Below are 17,932 nucleotides of genomic sequence, written 5' to 3'. Positions count from 1 at the left end.
CCAGGCGCCGCTGGGTTCAATCCTGGGCCGAGACCTGCAACAGGATCTTTCCGATATGGTTGCTGCCTTCCATGCGGCGATGGGCCTCGGCGGCCTCGCCCAGCGGGAAGGTGCTGTCGATCAGCGGGCGCACCGCCCCCGCCTCGACCAGCGGCCAGAGCCGCTCTTGCAATTCGCAGGCGATGCGTGCCTTGGCCAGGTCGGATTGCGGCCGCAGGGTCGAGCCCGTAACCGACAGCCGCCTGGCCATGATCTGCGCGAAATTGATCTCGGCCTTGGGACCGGCGAGAAAGGCGATCATCGCCAGCCGGCCGTCATCGGCAAGGCACCTGATATTGCGGGCGATATAGTCGCCGCCCACCATGTCCAGGATCAGGTCGGCGCCGCCGGCCTTGCGCAGCACGGCGACGAAATCCTCTTCGCGATAATTGATTGCATTGGCGCCCAGCTTTTCGCAAGCCGCGCATTTCTCGGCCGAGCCCGCGGTGGCCCAGACCCGCGCCCCCAGCGCCCGGGCGGTCTGGATCGCCATGGTCCCGATGCCCGAGGAACCGCCATGGACCAGGAATCGCTCGCCCGGTCGCAACCCGCCGCGCATGACCACGTTGGACCAGACCGTGAAGGCGGTTTCCGGCAGCGCCGCGGCCATGCGCAGCGTCAGGCCCTGGGGGATCGGCAGCGCATGCTCGGCGGGGCAGGTCGCGTATTCCGCATAGCCGCCGCCCGGCAGCAGCGCGCAGACCTGCTCGCCCGGTTTCCAGCGCGTGACGCCCGGCCCCACGGCCGCGACCTCGCCGGCGCATTCCAGCCCGGGCAGGTCCGACGCCCCCGGCGGCGGCGCATAGGAGCCCGCGCGTTGCAGCACGTCGGGACGATTCACCCCGGCCCAGGCGATGCGGATCAGGATCTGGCCATGTCCGGCCACCGGCACCGGCCGCGTTACCGGTCGCAACACTTCGGCGCTGCCGGGGGATGAGATCTCGATCGCCTGCATCACATCGGGAATCACCCGTCGCCTCCTTCTGTCCGGGCGCGCGAAGTTGCGCGCAACTCTCCGGGCAGATTGCGATTTTCCGGCCGTTTGATCCAGCCCGTTGCAAGGCCGGCCAGCATCGAGACGCCGGGCAGGCCCCCGACCCGTTCCTTGAAGCTTTCGAAACGCATCACGCCTTCGATGCGGCGGTCCAGGAAGCGGCGCGTCTCGTCGGCCTCGGGCGAATCGTCGCCCAGCCAGTAAAGCACCGTCGCGCCATAGACCGCCGACAGTGTCGCGCGCTTGGAATACCAGTTCACGTCCTCGGAGCGGTCGCCGAGCCCGTCCCAGATCGCGTCGGCCGTCTCCCAGACCAGCCGTGCGCCAAGCGCGGCGTTCTGCGGCAAGGCCAGGATCGCCGCGCCCGCGCGGGCAAGCTCGCGGTTGCTGAGCGACAGCCGATGCATCACCGCCGCCGAGATACGGTCGCGGAACCGTCCCTCGGGCGGGTGCGCCGCCAGCCAGTCGCGCAGTGCCGCATCGCCCTTGCGATGATAGGCGGCGGCAAGATCCGCCCCGCCGCGCGGCAGATACACCCGCGCCAGCGCCGGGTTCATGCCGATGTCGCGCGCGCCCTCGGCGATGGCCTTTTCGCCCATGCCCTCGAAGATGACATGCGACAAGGCGGCCTCGATCAGCCGCTCGCGTTCATCCGTCATGGCACTCTCCTCATTCTTCATGCCGCGCGGGCCCGGAAAATCTGGACAAAGCCGATTCGCCTTGCTAGAAGGCCGCGTCCTGCAAATCTGCTCAACTTTAACCTAGGAAGGTGGTGACAACCACATGCAGGTAAGTGTTCGCGACAACAACGTCGAACAGGCGCTTCGTGCTCTGAAGAAAAAACTTCAGCGCGAGGGGGTGTTCCGTGAAATGAAGCTCAAGCAGCATTTCGAGAAACCCTCGGTCAAGAAGGCCCGTGAAAAGGCCGAGGCCGTCCGCCGCGCCCGCAAGCTGGCGCGCAAAAAAGCGCAGCGTGAAGGCGCGCTGTAAGACGAGCGACCACATCGGTTCAGGAAAACCCCCGCATTGCCGGGGGTTTTCTTTTAGACCGGCAGGGCGGTGGTAAAGGCTACCGTGCGCAGCGAAAAGGACGAATGCATCTGCTGGACGCCCGGCAGCTTCGCCAGTCGCTGACGGTGGATGCGGGCGAAATCGTCGGTATCCTGGGCCACCACCTTCAGCAGGTAATCCGCCGATCCGGCCATCAGGTGGCATTCCAGCACATCGGGGATGGTGCGCACCGCACGCTCGAACGCCTCCAGCAACTCGTCGGCCTGGCCCGAAAGCGTGATCTCGACGAAGACCGTGGTGGGACGCTCCAGCTTGCGCGCGTCGAGCAGCGCGACATAGCCGCGGATCACCCCCGCTTCTTCCAGGCGCTGCACGCGGCGGTGGCAGGCGCTGGGGGACAGCCCGGCCTCGTTGGCAAGATCGGCATTGGTCATGCGCCCGTCGCGTTGCAGGACGGAGAGAATGCGGCGATCCGTCGCGTCAAGCTCGATCATCAAGGCGATCCCTGTCTCGCAGGCGCCGGGCGGCGCCGGTTTTCCTGACAATAGCCGCGCTTGACCTTCGACATAAGCGAAAACCGCCCGGCCGGAACGACAAGGGCGCGACCCGGGGGGCCGCGCCGCTGCCTTGCCGAATGGCATGGTCTCAGGTGCGGCGGGCGCGCAGCTCGTCGCGGATCTCGGTCAGCAGCTCTTCCTGCGTCGGGCCGGCGGCGGCCTCGGCCTCGGCTTCCTTCTGGCGGCTGGCGGCGCTTTGCACCCTGTTCACCGCCTTGACCAGCAGGAACACCGCCCAGGCGATGATCAGGAAGTTGATGACCGCCGACAGGAAGGCGCCATAGGCAAAGACCGAGGCGCCGGAATCGCGTGCCACCTGCAGGCTGGCGCCGGGCGGAACCTCGCCCTTGAGCACCAGGTAATGCCCGCTGAAATCGGTCCCGCCGGTCAGCAGGCCGATGATCGGGTTGATCAGGTCGGCGACCAGCGAATTCACGATCGCCGTGAAGGCCGCGCCGATGATGATGCCCACGGCAAGGTCGATGACATTGCCCCGGGCGATGAATTCCTTGAACTCCTTGAACATGGGCTTACCTTTCCCAGCCTGTTGCGCGTGTTCCGGCAGAGGCTGCCACATCACGCTAACCCCTTGCAACATGAGACAGGACATGACTGGAAACGACATGACGGCACTTTCCGAATTCCCGATCACCCGGCGCTGGCCGCCCAGGCGCCCCGACGTCATCCAGCTTTATACGCTGAACACGCCGAACGGCATCAAGACCTCGGTCATGCTAGAGGAATGCGGGCTGGACTATGACGCGCATCGCATCAGCATCGGCGACCCCGAGGACCAGTTCACCCCCGAATTCCTGTCGCTGAACCCCAACAACAAGATCCCGGCGATGATCGACCCGAACGGTCCCGACGGCAAACCCATGGGCCTGTTCGAGACCGGCGCCATGCTGGTCTATCTGGGCGACAAGACCGGCAAGTTCCTGCCCGCCTCGGGTGCTGCGCGCTATCACACCATCCAGTGGCTGATGTGGCAGATGGGCGGAGTCGGCCCGATGTTCGGCCAGGTCGGATATTTCCACCGCTACAAGGGCAGCGAGATCGAGGACGCCCGCCCGCGTACCCGCTATTACAACGAAGCGCGGCGGCTTCTGGGCGTGCTCGACCGCCAACTCGAGGGGCGCGACTGGATCACCGGCGAATATTCCATCGCAGACATGGCGGTCGGTCCCTGGCTGCGCACGGTGCGGGTGAACTACGAGGCCGAGAAGGAGACGGGGATGGACGGCTTTGCCAACGTGCAGGCCTACCTGGACCGCTTCCTGGCCCGCCCGGCCGTGCAGCGCGGCATCGAGGTCGGGGCAGAGTGAAAAGCGAAACGCCCCGGGCATAGCTCGGGGCGTTTTCGGGGCCAGCCCGAGAGTGTCGGTCATGCGGGACGGAGCGGACGGTCGAAGTGAAGCAAGAGAGCGCCGACTACGCAGGTGGGCGCGGCTGTTCCGGGCGGGGTTTTACTAAGCCCTCATTACCAACGGAATTCAGGCATGAGCCTTACTTCCGGTAGGCTTTCAGTACACGCTTAGTTTCGGCTTCCACGAAGCTTTCGCGGTCGTTGTAGTGATCTTCCCAGTCTTCGATCAAGGCATTAACCAACCCAAAGAAGCCATTTTCGCTCGGCATACTAGTGTTCTTCCGGTGCACTACCACCGACAGCAGAACCCCTTTTTCCCGGTAGCTCCGACGCGATACCTCGCCTAGAATCCATCCGATCTTGGTGCGGTCAGCGCTGAGCTTTGATGAAAGCCCCAGAAGTTCCATGACAGGGGCGTATTCTACAGACACCACCCCGTGTCGCGCCTGTTGTTCCAAATATGCCTTGACGATCTCGACTTCCCGGTCGGTCTTGGAGATCGCGTCCAGCACGCTCCCCATTGTGACATAGCGGGTGCCGGAAATCCTAATCTCCCCAAGAACACCATTCCGCACCCTCGACACGATCCCGGCGCCGGTAATACCGAACAGATCGGCAGCCATCGGGACCGGCATCACGGCCAGCGAACGATCCTTGGAATAGGCCCGGACATACGCCTCAACGCTTTCAAATTCCACTTTCGCAACTCCACAGTTTGCACTTGTGAAGTATGTAAATAGTGCACATTCCGGTGTCAACGAGATTATTTCCGAATGTCAGCAAAACGCTCAAACCCGCCTCGATCCTCCGCGACGGGGCGCTGCACCGCGCTCTCCGCGTTTCGCAGGGTGCGCCTGAGCGCACCCCGCAGCGCTATCAACTCCGCAGCACGCCGCCGGTGGCCTTGCTTACCTTTTCGACGATCCTGGCGCTGACCGCCTCGATCTCGGCATCGGTCAGGGTCTTTTCCCGCGGCTGCAAGCGTGCGGTGATGGCGATGGACTTCTTGCCGCCTTCCAGCCCGGTGAACTGATCGAAGACCGTCACCCGCTCGATCAGCGCCTTGTCCGCACCCACCGCCGCGTTCACCAGTGTCAGCGCCTCGACGCCGCTATCCACCACGAAGGCAAAGTCGCGTTCGACGGCCTGCAGGTCGGACAGCACCAGCGCCGGGCGCGAAGGCGTCCGGACCTTGGGCAGCGGCACGGCGGCGATGCGGACGGTAAAGCCGACCGCCGCGCCCTTGATGCCGAAATGCCGCAGCACGCGGGGATGGATCTCGCCGAATGTCGCCAGCGCGTTCGGCCCCAGCGCGATGTTGCCGGCGCGGCCCGGATGCCACCAGCCGTCCAGCTTGCGGTTGATCTGGGCCTTGGCAGGTGCGCCGATGGTCTGCAGGATCGCCTCGGCATCGGCCTTGGCGTCGTAAATGTCCACCTTGCGCCGCGAGGCATAGGGGTCGCGCGCCGCGTTCGCACCGACCAGGATGCCCGAGAGATGCAGGTCCTGCTCGCCCGGCTCGCCGCCCGAGAAGACCGGGCCGCATTCGAACAGCGCCAGATCGGCAAAACCGCGCGCCTGGTTGCGCGCCGCCGCCGCCAACAGGCCCGGCAGCAGGTCGGGGCGCATATGCGTCATCTCGCTGCTGATCGGGTTTTCGATTCGCACGGCGTCCGAGCCGCCGCCGAACAGCACGGCCGCCTTTTGGTCGATGAAGCTGTAGGTGACGCATTCGTTGTAGCCCAGCGAGGCCGCCATGCGCCGCGCCGCCTGCTCGCGACGCTGCAAGGGGGTCAGCACCGACTGCGGCACGCCCGCCTGCGGACGCGGCAGGGGCTGGCCTTGCAGCTTGGTCAGGCTGGCGACGCGCGCGACCTCTTCGACCAGATCGGCGCTGCCCTGCACGTCGGGACGCCAACTGGGAACGAAGGCCCGGTCGCCCTCCAGCCGGAAACCCAGCGCCGTCAGCGTCGCGCGCTGTTCGGCCTCGGGGATGTCCATGCCGACCAGGCTGCTGACGCGCGCCGGTTCCAGAAGGTAGCTGCGGCTGGTGTCGGGCACCGCGCCCGCCGTCACCACCTCGGATGCCTCGCCGCCGCAAAGCTCCAGGATCATCTGCGTCGCCAGTTCCAGCCCCGGCAGGGTGAAGGCCGGGTCCACGCCGCGCTCGAATCGATAGCGGGCATCGGAGCTGATCTTCAGCGCCCGCCCTGCCGTGGCGATGGCGATCGGGTCCCAATAGGCGCTTTCCAGGAAGACGTTCACCGTCCCGTCCGAACAGCCGCTATGTTCGCCGCCCATGATGCCGGCGATGCTTTCGGGGCCGGCCTCGTCGGCGATGATCATGGTGCCGGGGGCGAAGGCATAGGCCTTGCCGTCCAGCGCCAGCAGCTCCTCGCCCTCGGTCGAGGGGCGAACGATCAGGTTGCCCTTGACCTTGTCGGCATCGAAGACATGCAGCGGCCGGTTCAGGTCGAAGGTGAAAAGGTTGGTGATGTCCACCAGCGCATTGATCGGCCGCAGCCCGATGGCGGTCAGCCGCTTTTGCAGCCAGTCGGGCGAGGGGCCGTTCCTGACCCCGCGGATCAGCCGGCCCGAGAAGAACGGTGCCTTCCCGGCCACTTCCGGCGCGATCGTCACGCCGATGGGCGAGGCGAAGCTGCCCGGAACGGTGACGTCCTCGACCTGCTTCAGCCTGCCCAACCCGCGCGCCGCGAGGTCGCGGGCCACGCCATGCACGCCCAATGCGTCGGGACGGTTCGGGGTGATCTTGATCTCGATCACCGGATCGACCGCCTCGGGCCGGTTCGCGGCCAGCCAGTCGACGAATTTCTCGCCCACCTCGCCCGAGGGCAGCTCGATGATGCCGTTATGTTCGTCCGAAAGCTCCAGCTCGCGCTCCGAGGCCATCATGCCATGGCTTTCCACGCCGCGGATCTTGCCGACGCCCAGCGTCACGTCGATGCCGGGGACGTAGTCGCCGGGCTTGGCCAGCACCACGGTGATGCCGGCGCGGGCATTGGGGGCGCCGCAGACGATCTGCTTCTCGCCCTCGTCCGTCAGCACGCGGCAGACCCGCAGCCGGTCGGCATCGGGATGCTGCTCGGCATGCAGCACGCGGGCCAGCGTGAAGGTGCCCAGCTTCGCCGCAGGGTCGGTCACGCCCTCGACCTCGAGCCCGAGATCGGTCAACGCCTCGGTGATTTCGCCGAGCGAGGCTTGGGTGTCGAGATGCTCCTTGAGCCAGGAGAGGGTGAATTTCATGGAGGTGGCTCCGTCACGTTTGCGCGTCCCTTAGCGCATGGCGCGGCGGATTGGTAGGGGCGCGGCGGCGCATGGAGGATGCGCGGCCTGCACCGGCCCGGCGCCCGCCTGTCGCCCCCGGATATTGCAAGAAATCCGGTGCGCCCTATATGTGAATATGATTAACATGGGCATGGGAGCCAATGGACACGCAACGGGAACTGCTGATCGAACAGAGGGTCGCGAACGACGCCAAATCGCCGCTGGTGGCCTATCTGCTGGCGATCTTTCTGTGGGGTTTCGGCGCGCATCGCATGTATCTGGGCCGCTGGGCCAGCGGGATCGTCATGCTGGCGCTTTGGGGCCTGGGCTGGCTGACCGCGCCCATCCTGATCGGCTGGCCGCTGGTCGGCCTCGTCTGCCTCTGGGCGCTGATCGACCTGTTCCTGATCCCCGGCATGATCCAGGACGACAAGGACAAGATCCGGCGGCGGCTGGGCTCGTCGCTCTGGTAGGCGGCGGCTCAGCCGGTAAAGATCCCCACGGTGACGAAAACCGCGCCGGCGGCCAGCCAGGCCGGCTTGTTCCTTGCCGCGAACAGGCCGAAGGCCAGGCAGGGCAGGGCGAGGAACCAGGCCCAGTGCCGCGCCATGGCCGGGGCGACGCCGGTGGCCCAGCCCGGTGCCATCAGCGCGAAGACATAGCCAAGCAGGGCCAGAAACCCGAAATAGCAGGCCCCGGCCAGGCCCAGTTCCAGCACGCGGCGCTCGGTCCGCTCGTCGTTCCAGCGTTGCGGGTGGGGCAGGTAGCTGCGCGACAGCGCGATCACGGTCACGGCAAGGAACGTGGCCGTGGTCAGCCCCAGCACCGGCAGCAGATAGGCCTGGGTGATGGCCGAGGCGACGGTCGCGCCCTCGTTCACCCGTCCGGCATCGACAAGGCCGAACAGGCTGATCGAGGCCATGAAGGCCGAGGCATAGGCGGTGAGCGTGCTGGGATTCGACATGCTGGCCCTTCGTGCTGGCGTGGTCCGGTGACTCGCGGTCTGGCGCAAGATAGCGGCGCGCGGCGGGCCTGTCATCTGACAGCGGCGTGGGGTCCGGGCCTGCGGTCGGGCTGCTGGCAGGAAGCGGCGCATGAAGGGGCTTGCGGCCGGGCCGGTGCGGCGGCGATCAGGCGGGCTTTCCTCAGCGTGGCGCCGGCATCAGGAAGCTGCCCGAGCAATCGCGCCGGGTATCCGCCGCGCAGGCACGGGGCCGGAGGTCGCGGGTCAGGCAGATGCGCACCTCTTGCAGGGCGCGGTCGCGGCAAGTCACGGTGATGCCGTCCCGTGCAAGCGCGGGGTTGGCCTCGATGAAGGCGTCCTCGATCACGCGGGCGGGCAGGGTCGCGTCCCGGTTCAGCCGGTGCAGGATATCGGGCAGGGCGATCCGGTTGGCGGCCTCGCGGGTCAGGGCGAAATAATCATGCGCCGACAGTCCCGAGCAACGGCCGTGCTTCTTCCACTGATACCAGGCCAGGCCGCCCGATCCCATCACATCGGTCATGGCTCGCGTTTCGCGGCGCGAGGGATCGCGGGCGTCGGTCCGGCAATGCTCGGGCCAGCCGCGTTCGTATTGCGGCCAAAGGCCGTGGACCACGAAGCCCAGCCGCCGCCCGGTCGCGCATTGCTCGGCGTCGCCCTCGGTCCGGCACCAGCTGGGCGACCAGCTCAGCGACAGGACGTAATAGTCGAACCGTCCCGCGACGTCCTGGGCGAGGGCGGCGGGGGCAAGCAGCAGAAGGGCGATCAGCGCGGACAGTCTCATGCCGGCGAAACTAGCGTCGGTCTTTGTCCGGCGCCACGAATTTCAGGCTTTATTTTGGTCCCTTTCGGCCCTATACAGCCTGTCAATCCCCCGAAAATGGAATGGCGCCCGCCGAAAGCCGTTTTCCCCGGCCGGAAGAGATATTGTTAAGGAGAAGGTCATGAACAAGCCGCTGATGGCCAAGGCCACTGCCGTCTGGCTGGTCGACAACACGACGCTGAGCTTCAAGCAGATCGCCGATTTCTGCGGCATGCACGAGCTTGAGGTCCAGGGCATCGCCGATGGCGACGTGGCCGTCGGCGTCAAGGGCTTCGACCCGGTCGCCTCAAACCAGCTCGACGCGTCCGAGATCGAAAAGGGCCAGAAGGACCCGCGCCACAAGCTGAAGCTGAAGCGCAACCCCGCCGCCGAGGGCGAGGAAAAGCGCCGCGGCCCGCGCTACACCCCGCTGTCCAAGCGCCAGGACCGGCCTGCCGCCATCCTGTGGCTGGTCAAGTTCCACCCGGAACTGGCCGATTCGCAGATCGCCAAGCTGGTGGGCACGACCAAGCCGACCATCGCCTCGATCCGCGACCGGACGCATTGGAACATCCAGAACATCCAACCCATCGATCCGGTGGCGCTGGGGCTTTGCCGGCAGTCCGAACTGGACGCCGCCGTGCAAAAGGCTGCGAAGCGCAAGGCGGCCGAAGGCGGCGCGATGACCGATGACGAGCGGCGCAAGCTGCTTTCGACCGAAACCTCGCTGGCCATGTCGGACGAACCCCGGCTGCCGTCCTCGATCGCCGGGCTGGAGAATTTCAGCCTGACCCGCGACGAGGAAAGCGAGGCGCAGAACGACAAGCTGGATGCCGACAGCTTCTTCAACCTGCCCGAAGCGGATGACGACGAGGACGAGGATCACTGATCCCGAAGACCCCGGAGCCCGGCTCCGGGGTTTTTTCATGGCCGGTCAGATCGATAGGCAGATGTATTTCATCTCCAGGTAATCCTCGATGCCGTGGCGCGAGCCCTCGCGGCCCAGGCCGGATTGCTTGACGCCGCCGAAGGGCGCCACCTCGGTCGAGATGATGCCGGTATTCACGCCCACGATGCCGTATTCCAGCGCCTCCTGCACCCGGGTGATGCGGCCGATGTCGCGGGCATAGAAATACGAGGCAAGGCCGAAGATGGTCGCATTGGCGCGCTCGACGGCCTCTTCCTCGGTCTCGAACCGGAACAGCGGCGCGAGCGGGCCGAAGGTCTCTTCGGTCGCCACCTTCATCTTGTCGGTGATGCCGGTGACCACGGTCGGGTCGAAGAACAGCCCCTCGCGCGGCTTGCCGCCGGTGACCACGGTGGCGCCGCCCGCGACGGCGTCCTGGATATGCTCCTGGACCTTTTCCACCGCATCCTGGTTGATCAGCGGGCCGGTGGTCACGCCCTCTTCCAGCCCGTCGCCGACGCGCAGCTTGTCCACCGCCGCGGCCAGCTTTTGCGCGAATGCGTCATAGACGCCGGCTTGCACATAGATGCGGTTGGCGCAGACACAGGTCTGGCCGTTGTTGCGGAATTTCGAGGCCATGGCCCCCTCGACCGCCGCGTCCAGGTCGGCGTCGTCGAAGACGATGAAGGGCGCGTTGCCGCCCAGCTCCATCGAGCATTTCAGCACCTGGTCGGCGGCCTGCCGCAGCAGGATGCGACCGACCTCGGTCGAGCCGGTGAAGGTCAGCTTGCGGATCAGCGGGTTCTCGCAGAATTCCTTGCCGATGTCCGATGACCGCGACGAGGTCACGATGCTGAACAGCCCCTTGGGGATGCCGGCGCGCTCGGCCAGAACGGCCAGCGCCAGGGCCGAAAGCGGCGTCTCGGCGGCGGGACGGCCGACGAAGCCGCAGCCGGCGGCGATGGCCGGGCCGCATTTGCGGGTGATCATCGCATTGGGAAAGTTCCAGGGCGTGATCGAGCCCACCACCCCGATCGGCTGGCGGATCACCGTCAGGCGCTTGTCGGGCAGGTGGCCGGGGATGGTCTCGCCATAGATGCGCTTGGCCTCTTCGCCGAACCATTCGATGAAGCTGGCGCCATAGGCGATCTCGCCCTTGGCCTCGGGCAGCGGCTTGCCCATCTCGGCGGTCAGGATGCGGCCCAGGTCGTCCTGGTTCTCCATCATCAGGTCGAACCATTTGCGCATGATCTGGGCGCGTCCCTTGGCGGTGCGCGCGGCCCAGCCCTTCATCGCCTCGGCGGCGGCCGCGATGGCGCGGGCGACCTCGGCGCGGCTCAGGTCCGCCACCTCGGCGATCACGTCGCCGCGTGCCGGGTTCACCACCGGGAAGGTCTTGCCGTCGTCGGCATCGACCCATTCGCCGGCGACATAGGCGCGGGTCTGCAAGAGCGAGGGGTCTTTGAGCAGCATCTTCAGGTCGGTCGCATGCTTGGTCATGGCGGGGCTCCTTCCATTCCGGTCGGGGGCAGGCTTGCGCTTTTGCCGGACTAACGCAAGCCGTTGCTCATGCGCCGCCGGGATCGAGGAAACGTGATGAACCGAAAGGCGCTCTGCGGCGTTGCACCCATATCGTCAGGTTTTCCCTCTTGGCGTATTCGACTGGGGCGGCGTCTCTCTCTGGCGCCGCCCCTTTTCCATTGCTTCTTTTTGCGCCCAGGGCGGATTATTCCCCGCATGAGGTCGGTGACCGGCCCATTTCGAGTATTTGGAAAACGGTGAAGATGCGGGAATTGGATGAGCTGAAAGCGCTGGGTGATGCCGGCAAGGCCGCGGAGATGGCGGCCTATCACAAGGCCCCGCGCGAGTATCTGGGCGTGGTGGTGCCGGTGATCGACGATCTTGCGCGCGGCTGGCGGGCCGAGTTGGACGTACCGGGGCGGGTCGATCTGGCGGCGCGGCTTTGGGACAGCGACGTGCATGAGGCGCGAATCGCGGCGGCGAAGCTTTTGACCCAGGCGCGCATCAGGCCCGACGAGGCGGCATGGAGGCTAATCGCCGGATGGGTGCCGCAATTCGACACCTGGGCGATTGCCGATCATGCCATGAAGGCGGGCGAGCGGCGGCTACTGGCCCAGCCCGCGCGGCTGGACGAGGTCGAGCTTTGGCTGGAGCATCCCAGCCTATGGGTGCGGCGCGCGGCGCTGGTCGGCACGCTGCCCTGGACGCATATCCGCAATCCCAAACCCCAGGATCTGGAGCGGCGCGAGCGCGTGCTGTCCTGGCTGGTCCGGCTGGCCGATGACCGCGAATGGTTCGTCCAGAAGGCCATCGGCTGGTGGTTGCGCGAATTGTCCAAGCACGACCCTCAGCGCGTGCGCGACTGGCTTGCGGCGGATGGAGCGCGGCTGAAGCCCTTTGCCCGGCGCGAGGCCGGGCGGTGGCTGCCGGAAAGCCGGGACGGTTCCGGGGGCGGTCAGCTGCCATAGACCTCGATCGTGGGCAGGTCGGTCAGGCTGACCCCGATCAGCTGCAATGCCGGCAGCGAGACCTGGCTGCCGCCGCTGGCCGGGCCGTCCAGCGGGATCAGCCGCACCTTGGCGGATTTGCCGTTCGCCGGGTTCACGATGCGGCCGTCGGTTTCGGATTTCGCCAGCGGCGTCTTGATCCAGAAGCCGGGCTGCGACGGATCGCCCAGCGAGGCGATGGTGGTGCCCAGCCGGCGCTCCCCCGTCGTGGGCGGGGCGGCGGCCGCGACCCTTTGCTCGCGCGTGGTGGTGTCGAACTCCGCCGCGGTGCGCGCGGCGGGCGAGGGGCGTGCGGCCGCGGTGACCAGGGCCGTGCCGGCGGCGCTTGCCGCCCGCTGGTCGCTGGCGGTGGTGGCGCCGGGCGCGGTCTGCGGCGTCTTGTCGGCAGGGGTGCAGGCGGCCAGTGCCAGCAGCATCAGCGCGCCCGGCAGGCGCAGGATCGGCTTGGTCATCGGCAATTCCCTTCGTGATCGTCCTTCTGGTCGGGGCCGAGGCTAGACTCGGGAAGGCGGTCCTGTCCACCCGACCTTCCATTCCTGGTTACGAGACTGTCAACGGATCGGCCGGCTTGTGCCGATGCCGGCCCATGCCTATCTTTGCGCCATGGATGCGCATGCCCCGCTGATAGACCCATTTGCCAGGCCGATCACCTACCTTCGGGTTTCGGTGACGGATCGTTGCGATTTTCGCTGCACCTATTGCATGGCCGAGCACATGCAGTTCCTGCCCAAGCGCGACCTGCTGACGCTGGAGGAACTGGACCGCCTGTGTTCCGCCTTTGTCGGCCTGGGCGTGCGCAAGCTGCGGGTCACGGGCGGCGAGCCCCTGGTGCGGCGCAATATCATGGAATTCTTTCGCGCCATGTCGCGCCATCTGGGTGCCGGCCTGGACGAGTTGACGCTGACCACCAACGGCAGCCAGTTGGCGCGTTTCGCGACCGAACTGGCCGATTGCGGCGTGCGGCGGGTCAATGTCTCGCTGGACACGCTGGACGAGGACCGCTTCGCGCGGATCACCCGCTGGGGCAGATTGCCGCAGGTGTTGCAGGGGATCGAAGCCGCGAAGGCCGCCGGCATGCGGGTCAAGATCAACACCGTGGCGCTGAAGGGCTTCAACGAGGACGAACTGTTCCGCTTGGTTGGCTGGTGCGCGGATCAGGGCCACGACCTGACCTTCATCGAGGTCATGCCCATGGGAGAGATGGGCGAGGAAGAGCGGCTGGACCAATACTGGGCGCTGTCCGACCTGCGCGACCGGCTGGGCGAGCGATTCACCCTGACGCCGCTGGCCGAGCGCACCGGCGGGCCGGCACGCTATGTCCGCCTTGATGAGACCGGGCAGAAGATCGGTTTCATCACGCCCTTGACGCATAACTTCTGCGAAAGCTGCAACCGCGTGCGCATCACCTGCACGGGCGAGTTGTTCATGTGCCTGGGGCAAGAGGACCGCGCCGACCTGCGCGCGCCCTTGCGGGCCGGTGCGGAGGATGCGCCGCTGCGTGCAGCGATCCGCGATGCCATCGCCCGCAAGCCCAAGGGTCACGACTTCGACTATTCCCGCCGGCATGTCGCCGGGCAGGTCAGCCGCTACATGAGCCATACCGGCGGCTAGTAGCTGGCCCCGTCCACCGCCTGACTGGCCAATTCGCGCGGGTTGACGCCTTCCAGGCAGTTCACGTTCACTGCCACCATCTCGCCTCCGTCCGCCCCTTGGCCCAGGGCATAGGATTCGACGCCGCAGGTCGGGCAGAAGCGGTGACGGATCTGCTTGCGGTTGAACAGGTATTCCGTCACCGGCCCGTCGCTGGTCAGGTGGAAGTCCGCCTTGGGCACGAAGGTCAGCACGAAGCCCAGCCGCTGGCATCGCGAACAGTTGCAGGTAAAGGTCTTGTCCAGATCGGCATCCACCTCATAGGCGACGCTGCCGCATTGGCAGCCGCCCTTGTAGTGCTGTCGGCTCATCGGTGCCTCCTTTTGCGACTCACCTGCATGGTGGGGCAGGGCTGCCAGGGCCGCAAGCGGAAATGTTCCTGTGATGTTCTGTTTGAGGTTGCCATTTCGGCGCGGATGCCTATCTCATGCGCTTGGCGGAATCAGGACTGGCGCGATGGAACAGAAGTTCATCGAGGTTCGCGGCGCGCGCGAGCACAATCTGAAAAACGTGGACATGGACATTCCGCGCGACAAGCTGGTGGTGATCACCGGCCTGTCGGGCTCGGGCAAGTCCTCTCTGGCCTTCGACACCATCTATGCCGAAGGGCAGAGGCGCTATGTCGAAAGCCTGTCCGCCTATGCCCGGCAGTTCCTCGACATGATGGGCAAGCCGGACGTGGACCATATCTCGGGCCTGTCGCCGGCGATCTCCATCGAGCAGAAGACCACCTCGAAGAACCCGCGCTCGACCGTCGGCACGGTGACCGAGATCTACGATTACCTGCGGCTGTTGTTCGCCCGCGCCGGCACGCCCTATTCGCCGGCGACCGGCCTGCCCATCGAGGCGCAGCAGGTGCAGGACATGGTGGACCGGGTGATGGAAATGCCCGAGGGCACGCGCGCCTACCTGCTGGCGCCCATCGTCCGGGACCGCAAGGGCGAATACAAGAAGGAATTCCTTGAGCTGAGGAAGCAGGGCTTCCAGCGCGTCAAGGTGAACGGCCAGTTCTACGAACTGGACGAGCCGCCGACCCTGGACAAGAAGTTCCGCCACAATATCGACGTGGTGGTCGACCGCATCGTCGTGCGCGAGGGCATGGAGACGCGGCTGGCCGACAGTTTCCGCACCGCGTTGGACCTGGCCGACGGCATCGCGTTGCTGGAGACCGCCGCGGGCGGGGCCGGCGAGGAAAATGGCGCGGCCGAGCCCGAGCGCATCACCTTCAGCGAGAATTTCGCCTGTCCGGTCAGCGGCTTCACCATCCCCGAAATCGAGCCGCGGCTGTTTTCGTTCAACGCGCCCTTCGGTGCCTGCCCGGTCTGCGACGGGCTGGGGGTCGAGCTGTTCTTCGACGACCGCCTGGTGGTGCCCGATTCGGCGCTGTCGGTGGCACAGGGGGCCATCGCGCCCTGGGCCAAGTCGAAATCGGCCTATCTGACCCAGACCGTCAACGCGCTGGCCAGGTTCTATGGCTTCGACAAGAAGACGCCGTGGAAGGACCTGCCGGAATCGGTGCGCGAAATGTTCCTGCGCGGCTCGGGCGAGGACGAGATCCCGTTCCGCTTCGACGATGCCGGCCGCGTCTACGAGGTCACCCGCCAGTTCGAGGGCGTGATCCCGAACATGGAGCGGCGGCTGCGCGAAAGCGACTCGGCCTGGGTGCGCGAGGAATTCGAGAAATACCAGAACAACCGCCCCTGCGGCGCCTGCAACGGCTATCGGCTGAAGCCCGAGGCGCTGGCGGTCAGGATCGCCGGCAGCCATATCGGCAATGTCACCGAATTGTCGATCCGCGAGGCGCTGGCCTGGATCGAGGCGGCGCCCCGGCACCTGACCAAGCAGAAGAACGAGATCGCCGCCGCCATCCTCAAGGAAATCCGCGAAAGGCTGGGCTTCCTGGTCAATGTCGGGCTGGATTACCTGACGCTTTCCCGCGCGGCGGGCACGCTTTCGGGCGGCGAAAGCCAGCGTATCCGGCTGGCCAGCCAGATCGGCTCGGGGCTGACCGGCGTGCTTTACGTGCTGGACGAGCCCTCGATCGGGCTGCACCAGCGTGACAACGACCGGCTGCTCTCGACGCTCAAGGGGCTGCGCGACCAGGGCAATTCCGTGCTGGTGGTCGAACATGACGAGGATGCGATTCGCCATGCGGACTATGTCTTCGACATCGGCCCGGGTGCGGGGGTGCATGGCGGGCAGGTCGTGGCCCGGGGCACGCCGGCCGAAATCGCCGCCGATCCCTGCAGCCTGACCGGACAGTATCTTTCGGGCGCGCGCGAGATCGCCGTGCCGCCGGAACGCCGCAAGGGCAATGGCAAGGCGGTCAAGGTGGTCGGCGCCACCGGCAACAACCTGAAGAACGTCACGGCCGAGTTTCCCCTGGGCAAGTTCGTCTGCGTCACCGGCGTCTCGGGCGGCGGCAAATCGACCCTGACCATCGAGACGCTGTTCAAAACCGCCAGCCTGCGACTTAATGGCGCACGCCAGACGCCTGCACCCTGCGAGACGATCAGGGGGCTGGAATTGCTGGACAAGGTGATCGACATCGACCAGCGCCCCATCGGCCGCACGCCGCGCTCGAATCCGGCGACCTATACCGGCGCCTTCACCCCCATCCGCGACTGGTTCGCCGGCCTGCCCGAGGCCAAGGCGCGCGGCTACAAGCCCGGCCGCTTCAGCTTCAACGTCAAGGGCGGCCGCTGCGAGGCCTGCCAGGGCGACGGCGTCATCAAGATCGAGATGCATTTCCTGCCCGACGTCTATGTCACCTGCGAGACCTGCAAGGGCAAGCGCTACAACCGCGAGACGCTGGAGGTGACCTTCAAGGGCAAGTCCATCGCCGACGTGCTGGACATGACGGTCGAGGATGCGCAGGAATTCTTCAAGGCGGTGCCCTCGATCCGCGAAAAGATGGATGCGCTGGTCGAGGTTGGGCTGGGCTATATCAAGGTCGGCCAGCAGGCCACGACGTTGTCGGGCGGCGAGGCGCAGCGGGTGAAGCTTTCCAAGGAACTGTCGCGCCGCGCCACCGGCAAGACGCTGTATATCCTGGACGAACCGACGACCGGGCTGCATTTCGAGGATGTGCGCAAGCTGTTGGAAGTGCTGCATTCCCTGGTCGACCAGGGCAACACGGTCGTGGTGATCGAACATAACCTGGACGTCATCAAGACCGCCGACTGGATCATCGACATCGGCCCCGAGGGGGGCGACGGCGGCGGCCGCATCGTCGCCACCGGCACGCCCGAACAGGTGGCCGAGGTGCCGGAAAGCCATACCGGCCGCTATCTGGCGCCCATGCTCGACGCGGCGCGCAGCCGCGCTGCGGAATGAGCACGATCGCCTGGCAGCGGGTCGAGGGCGCCGGGCTGGCGCTTGGCGGGCTTGCCGTGGCCGCGCTGGCGGCGCCGGGCTGGGGCGCTGCGATCTGGCTGGCGATCCTGCTTGCGCCCGACCTGACGATGGCTGGCTATCTGGCCGGCCCGCGCATCGGTGCGGCATTTTACAACCTGGGCCATCTCTATGCGCCGGCTTTCCTGCTGACGGTGCTGGGCGTGGCGCTGGGATCGACCGGGCTGATCGCCGGCGGCGGGCTTTGGCTGGCGCATGTCGGCTTTGACCGGATGCTGGGTTACGGGCTGAAATCGCCCTCGGGCTTTCGCGACACGCATCTGGGTCGAATCGGCCGGGAAGCCGAGTAAAATACCTTGAGAATCCCGTGCCGTGACCTGCGGTTTTCTCGTGTCGCAGCGGCTGCAAAGCCGGTCTGACGCGGGGTGGCACCGTTGACCATATCCGCGACCGGGGA

The 17,932-nt window shown here is 66.4% G+C and carries 19 protein-coding genes; 8 read left to right on the top strand and 11 right to left on the bottom strand.

Features of this window, described 5'->3' with window-relative positions:
- Positions 1 to 16: 16 nt before the first annotated feature.
- Both BLT64_RS05530 and BLT64_RS05525 read right to left on the bottom strand, forming a co-directional pair.
- The gene (locus BLT64_RS05530) at positions 17 to 994 is read right to left on the bottom strand and encodes an NAD(P)H-quinone oxidoreductase (protein WP_011748555.1); all 978 of its coding nucleotides are present in this window, start codon (positions 992 to 994) and stop codon (positions 17 to 19) included.
- Between the two features lie 11 nt (positions 995 to 1,005).
- Positions 1,006 to 1,692 (bottom strand): COQ9 family protein, encoded by a 687-nt coding sequence (locus tag BLT64_RS05525; RefSeq protein WP_011748554.1) that lies wholly within the window; start codon positions 1,690 to 1,692, stop codon positions 1,006 to 1,008.
- 124 nt (positions 1,693 to 1,816) lie between these two features.
- Here BLT64_RS05525 and rpsU point away from each other — a divergent pair, with 124 nt between their 5' ends.
- Positions 1,817 to 2,023, top strand: coding sequence for a 30S ribosomal protein S21 (rpsU, locus tag BLT64_RS05520; protein WP_011748553.1), 207 nt, complete (start codon positions 1,817 to 1,819; stop codon positions 2,021 to 2,023).
- Positions 2,024 to 2,076: 53 nt separating this feature from the next.
- On the opposite strand, the gene BLT64_RS05515 is transcribed toward rpsU, so the two are convergent.
- Positions 2,077 to 2,535, bottom strand: a complete 459-nt coding sequence (locus tag BLT64_RS05515) for an Lrp/AsnC family transcriptional regulator (protein WP_024843610.1) — start codon at positions 2,533 to 2,535, stop codon at positions 2,077 to 2,079.
- A 154-nt stretch (positions 2,536 to 2,689) separates the two neighbouring features.
- Entirely contained in the window at positions 2,690 to 3,127 is a 438-nt protein-coding gene (gene mscL / locus BLT64_RS05510) for a large conductance mechanosensitive channel protein MscL (RefSeq protein WP_011748551.1), read from the bottom strand.
- 97 nt (positions 3,128 to 3,224) lie between these two features.
- Between mscL and BLT64_RS05505 the strand changes: the two genes are divergently transcribed.
- Complete coding sequence (locus BLT64_RS05505; RefSeq protein WP_041529951.1) at positions 3,225 to 3,926, top strand: glutathione S-transferase C-terminal domain-containing protein; 702 nt, start codon at positions 3,225 to 3,227, stop codon at positions 3,924 to 3,926.
- A gap of 181 nt (positions 3,927 to 4,107) precedes the next feature.
- On the opposite strand, the gene BLT64_RS05500 is transcribed toward BLT64_RS05505, so the two are convergent.
- Both BLT64_RS05500 and pheT read right to left on the bottom strand, forming a co-directional pair.
- On the bottom strand, positions 4,108 to 4,665 hold the full coding sequence (locus BLT64_RS05500) for a hypothetical protein (protein WP_011748549.1): 558 nt from the start codon (positions 4,663 to 4,665) through the stop codon (positions 4,108 to 4,110).
- A 178-nt stretch (positions 4,666 to 4,843) separates the two neighbouring features.
- Positions 4,844 to 7,231: a phenylalanine--tRNA ligase subunit beta gene (gene pheT, locus BLT64_RS05495; protein WP_011748548.1), complete on the bottom strand. Its 2,388-nt coding sequence runs from the start codon at positions 7,229 to 7,231 to the stop codon at positions 4,844 to 4,846.
- A gap of 182 nt (positions 7,232 to 7,413) precedes the next feature.
- Here pheT and BLT64_RS05490 point away from each other — a divergent pair, with 182 nt between their 5' ends.
- On the top strand, positions 7,414 to 7,725 hold the full coding sequence (locus BLT64_RS05490; RefSeq protein ID WP_011748547.1) for a TM2 domain-containing protein: 312 nt from the start codon (positions 7,414 to 7,416) through the stop codon (positions 7,723 to 7,725).
- Between the two features lie 8 nt (positions 7,726 to 7,733).
- Here BLT64_RS05490 and BLT64_RS05485 read toward each other — a convergent pair whose 3' ends face one another.
- Both BLT64_RS05485 and BLT64_RS05480 read right to left on the bottom strand, forming a co-directional pair.
- Positions 7,734 to 8,216, bottom strand: a complete 483-nt coding sequence (locus BLT64_RS05485) for a hypothetical protein (protein WP_011748546.1) — start codon at positions 8,214 to 8,216, stop codon at positions 7,734 to 7,736.
- A gap of 181 nt (positions 8,217 to 8,397) precedes the next feature.
- Complete coding sequence (locus BLT64_RS05480; RefSeq protein WP_011748545.1) at positions 8,398 to 9,018, bottom strand: ribonuclease T2 family protein; 621 nt, start codon at positions 9,016 to 9,018, stop codon at positions 8,398 to 8,400.
- 160 nt (positions 9,019 to 9,178) lie between these two features.
- Here BLT64_RS05480 and BLT64_RS05475 point away from each other — a divergent pair, with 160 nt between their 5' ends.
- Positions 9,179 to 9,925, top strand: coding sequence for a DUF1013 domain-containing protein (locus tag BLT64_RS05475; protein ID WP_011748544.1), 747 nt, complete (start codon positions 9,179 to 9,181; stop codon positions 9,923 to 9,925).
- 45 nt (positions 9,926 to 9,970) lie between these two features.
- Here BLT64_RS05475 and BLT64_RS05470 read toward each other — a convergent pair whose 3' ends face one another.
- On the bottom strand, positions 9,971 to 11,443 hold the full coding sequence (locus tag BLT64_RS05470) for an NAD-dependent succinate-semialdehyde dehydrogenase (RefSeq protein ID WP_011748543.1): 1,473 nt from the start codon (positions 11,441 to 11,443) through the stop codon (positions 9,971 to 9,973).
- A gap of 284 nt (positions 11,444 to 11,727) precedes the next feature.
- Here BLT64_RS05470 and BLT64_RS05465 point away from each other — a divergent pair, with 284 nt between their 5' ends.
- Entirely contained in the window at positions 11,728 to 12,432 is a 705-nt protein-coding gene (locus BLT64_RS05465; protein WP_011748542.1) for a DNA alkylation repair protein, read from the top strand.
- Here BLT64_RS05465 and BLT64_RS05460 read toward each other — a convergent pair.
- On the bottom strand, positions 12,420 to 12,923 hold the full coding sequence (locus tag BLT64_RS05460; RefSeq protein ID WP_011748541.1) for a hypothetical protein: 504 nt from the start codon (positions 12,921 to 12,923) through the stop codon (positions 12,420 to 12,422). The two genes, BLT64_RS05465 and BLT64_RS05460, sit on opposite strands and share 13 nt — an antisense overlap.
- Before the next feature lie 124 nt (positions 12,924 to 13,047).
- On the opposite strand from BLT64_RS05460, the gene moaA reads away from it, so the two are divergent.
- Entirely contained in the window at positions 13,048 to 14,082 is a 1,035-nt protein-coding gene (gene moaA / locus BLT64_RS05455) for a GTP 3',8-cyclase MoaA (RefSeq protein ID WP_011748540.1), read from the top strand.
- On the opposite strand, the gene BLT64_RS05450 is transcribed toward moaA, so the two are convergent.
- Positions 14,079 to 14,432, bottom strand: a complete 354-nt coding sequence (locus BLT64_RS05450) for a GFA family protein (protein ID WP_011748539.1) — start codon at positions 14,430 to 14,432, stop codon at positions 14,079 to 14,081. The two genes, moaA and BLT64_RS05450, sit on opposite strands and share 4 nt — an antisense overlap.
- A gap of 145 nt (positions 14,433 to 14,577) precedes the next feature.
- Between BLT64_RS05450 and uvrA the strand changes: the two genes are divergently transcribed.
- Together uvrA and BLT64_RS05440 are read left to right on the top strand one after the other, a co-directional pair.
- The gene (gene uvrA, locus BLT64_RS05445) at positions 14,578 to 17,457 is read left to right on the top strand and encodes an excinuclease ABC subunit UvrA (protein WP_011748538.1); all 2,880 of its coding nucleotides are present in this window, start codon (positions 14,578 to 14,580) and stop codon (positions 17,455 to 17,457) included.
- Positions 17,454 to 17,825: a DUF4260 domain-containing protein gene (locus BLT64_RS05440; protein ID WP_011748537.1), complete on the top strand. Its 372-nt coding sequence runs from the start codon at positions 17,454 to 17,456 to the stop codon at positions 17,823 to 17,825. Before uvrA ends, BLT64_RS05440 begins: the two co-directional genes overlap by 4 nt.
- Positions 17,826 to 17,932: the final 107 nt, after the last annotated feature.

It is taken from the genome of Paracoccus denitrificans, assembly GCF_900100045.1.
In the GTDB taxonomy this organism is placed as follows: domain Bacteria; phylum Pseudomonadota; class Alphaproteobacteria; order Rhodobacterales; family Rhodobacteraceae; genus Paracoccus; species Paracoccus denitrificans.
The sequence above is the reverse complement of the archived record's forward strand: the minus strand, read 5'-3'. Positions and strand labels throughout refer to the sequence as shown.

Excerpts from the sequence above, each read along its gene's own strand:
- BLT64_RS05505 (WP_041529951.1), top strand. The coding sequence starts at position 3,225 with ATGACGGCACTTTCCGAATTCCCGATCACCCGGCGCTGGCCGCCCAGG.
- BLT64_RS05460 (WP_011748541.1), bottom strand. The coding sequence starts at position 12,923 with ATGACCAAGCCGATCCTGCGCCTGCCGGGCGCGCTGATGCTGCTGGCA.
- BLT64_RS05475 (WP_011748544.1), top strand. The coding sequence starts at position 9,179 with ATGAACAAGCCGCTGATGGCCAAGGCCACTGCCGTCTGGCTGGTCGAC.
- BLT64_RS05480 (WP_011748545.1), bottom strand. The coding sequence starts at position 9,018 with ATGAGACTGTCCGCGCTGATCGCCCTTCTGCTGCTTGCCCCCGCCGCC.
- BLT64_RS05485 (WP_011748546.1), bottom strand. The coding sequence starts at position 8,216 with ATGTCGAATCCCAGCACGCTCACCGCCTATGCCTCGGCCTTCATGGCC.
- BLT64_RS05490 (WP_011748547.1), top strand. The coding sequence starts at position 7,414 with ATGGACACGCAACGGGAACTGCTGATCGAACAGAGGGTCGCGAACGAC.
- moaA (WP_011748540.1), top strand. The coding sequence starts at position 13,048 with ATGCCGGCCCATGCCTATCTTTGCGCCATGGATGCGCATGCCCCGCTG.
- rpsU (WP_011748553.1), top strand. The coding sequence starts at position 1,817 with ATGCAGGTAAGTGTTCGCGACAACAACGTCGAACAGGCGCTTCGTGCT.
- BLT64_RS05440 (WP_011748537.1), top strand. The coding sequence starts at position 17,454 with ATGAGCACGATCGCCTGGCAGCGGGTCGAGGGCGCCGGGCTGGCGCTT.
- BLT64_RS05470 (WP_011748543.1), bottom strand. The coding sequence starts at position 11,443 with ATGACCAAGCATGCGACCGACCTGAAGATGCTGCTCAAAGACCCCTCG.
- uvrA (WP_011748538.1), top strand. The coding sequence starts at position 14,578 with ATGGAACAGAAGTTCATCGAGGTTCGCGGCGCGCGCGAGCACAATCTG.
- BLT64_RS05450 (WP_011748539.1), bottom strand. The coding sequence starts at position 14,432 with ATGAGCCGACAGCACTACAAGGGCGGCTGCCAATGCGGCAGCGTCGCC.
- pheT (WP_011748548.1), bottom strand. The coding sequence starts at position 7,231 with ATGAAATTCACCCTCTCCTGGCTCAAGGAGCATCTCGACACCCAAGCC.
- BLT64_RS05525 (WP_011748554.1), bottom strand. The coding sequence starts at position 1,692 with ATGACGGATGAACGCGAGCGGCTGATCGAGGCCGCCTTGTCGCATGTC.
- mscL (WP_011748551.1), bottom strand. The coding sequence starts at position 3,127 with ATGTTCAAGGAGTTCAAGGAATTCATCGCCCGGGGCAATGTCATCGAC.
- BLT64_RS05465 (WP_011748542.1), top strand. The coding sequence starts at position 11,728 with ATGCGGGAATTGGATGAGCTGAAAGCGCTGGGTGATGCCGGCAAGGCC.
- BLT64_RS05530 (WP_011748555.1), bottom strand. The coding sequence starts at position 994 with ATGCAGGCGATCGAGATCTCATCCCCCGGCAGCGCCGAAGTGTTGCGA.